This window comes from Pyramidobacter piscolens W5455 (genome assembly GCF_000177335.1).
GTDB lineage: Bacteria > Synergistota > Synergistia > Synergistales > Dethiosulfovibrionaceae > Pyramidobacter > Pyramidobacter piscolens.
In genome coordinates, this window is sequence record NZ_ADFP01000096.1 from 1 (window position 1) to 1,831 (window position 1,831).

The 1,831-nt window shown below is 60.1% G+C and carries 2 protein-coding genes; both read right to left on the reverse strand.

Annotation, left to right across the window (positions count from 1 at the left end; all coding sequences use genetic code 11):
* Positions 1–165: 165 nt before the first annotated feature.
* Entirely contained in the window at positions 166–1,158 is a 993-nt protein-coding gene (locus HMPREF7215_RS08805) for a biotin--[acetyl-CoA-carboxylase] ligase (RefSeq protein ID WP_040551037.1), read from the reverse strand.
* A gap of 460 nt (positions 1,159–1,618) precedes the next feature.
* Positions 1,619–1,831: hypothetical protein (locus tag HMPREF7215_RS13845; RefSeq protein ID WP_232205553.1), on the reverse strand; the 213-nt coding region annotated here is incomplete at its 5' end.

Here is a 1,831-nt window from a genome sequence, read left to right on the forward strand (position 1 = left end):
CCTTCGACGCGCCGCCCGGCGCGGCCTTTCACGGCGCGCGCAGCCTTTGGGCGGCGCTGGCCTGCGTCGCGGCGTTCGTCGCCGTCATGGCGGTTTACAGGCGGTGGAGTTTTTAAAAAAGAAAACGGCGAGATCGGGAAAAGTTTTCCCGGCCTCGCCGTTTTTTTATGCCGTGCCGCCGCGCGGCTTCACTGAGACTTCGCCGGACTGCAGATACTCTTCGGCGCCGTCCTCGTAGCGGACGTGCAGCCGGAACTCGCCGTCGATGTCCAGCGCGCGCGCCGGACGGCGCTCCGCCCCCTCGACGACGTCAACGTCCTTGCCCGTCAGGAACGAACGCTCCCGGTAGCCTTGCAGGAACGCTTTTTCGCCCAGGTTTTCGTAGAAGCGCCAGAAGCGTTCGACGATCTCGGCGACGATCCGGTTGCGCTTCTCGGGATCGTAATCCGCCTCGCCGAAGACGCTGGTCACGATCGGTTCCAGCTCGTCGGGGAAGCCGCCCGCCGGCGGGCGCATGTTGACGCCGATGCCGAGCACCGCGTAGGCGAGGCGGTTCGTCTCCATGTCGAAAGCCGCTTCGGTGAGGATGCCGCACGCCTTTTTGCCGCGCAGGTAGACGTCGTTGACCCATTTGATCTGCGCCTTTCCCCCCGCGACGTGCTCGATGGCTTCCGCCACGGCCACCGCGGCGGCCGTCGTGATGTACAGCGACTGCGAGGCGCTGCACGAGGGCCGCAGCAGCAAACTCATGTAAACGCCGCTGCCGGCGGGGGAGTAAAAGCGGCGGTTCATGCGCCCCCTGCCGGCCGTCTGTTCCGCGGCGACGAGGATCTTCCCCTCCGGCGCGCCTTTTTCGGCCATCGCTTTCAGCACCGCGTTGGTGCTGGTCACGGATTTGCGGACTTCAACGTCCCAGCGGGCCGCGCGGCGCGAAAAGTATTTTTCGACCGCCTGCGGCGACAGAATGTCGGGCGTTTCGTTGAGGCGGTAGCCGCGCCGCGTCGCGGCGTCGATGGAGCAGCCCTCGCCCCGCAGCGACTTCACCGCCCGCCAGACCGCGTTGCGGCTCAGCGAAAGCCGGCGGGCCAGGTCTTCGCCCGACACGTATTGGCCCTGCGAACGGGCGAGGATTTTCAGCACTTCGTCTTTCGTCGTCATGGTTCTCTCCTGTCGCGGCGCGTCGGTCGCGCCGATAGCTGTGCCGTCTCCCGGCTCGAACGCCTCCAGTATAAGCCAAAGCCCGGGCAAAAGCCAGCGGCGTTCTCCGTTTTCCACCCCGCGTTTGGGGAACCTGCCGCCTCCCGAAACGGTGGAAAAAAGCGAAATGACTCCGCTGTGGATACATCGAGAAAGGCGCCGGACATTTTCAAAAATGAAAACGTCCGGCGCCTCTTTTTTACTCTCCCCAAGTTTCCCCCCGGACATCAACCTTCATGTCGAGTTTCCCGGGCCTGCGCGGCCGAGGGCGAAAAAGGAAAAGAAATGATCGATATAAACAATAAGGCATCTTTACGCGGGGGGGGGGATGATATGATATCACTCGTCGTTTAATTACAATTTGAATATACGAGAGTTATCAGTTTGCATTCAACGAAACACGAACGATGGATCCTATTTTTCAAAGGAATTTAAAATAAGCCTCAAAGAGCGCCTCGGGAATATCCTGAGAAAGCAACGGTAAAATTTGCGACGGGAGGGGATCCATGCGAACGAAAACTTGCGGGAAAAAACTGCCGAAGAACGTGATTCTTCGGCTTATTTTTATGATGATGCAAAGGAGAGTGTATTTATGAACAAGATTTACAAGGTTATCTGGAGCAGGGTCAGACGC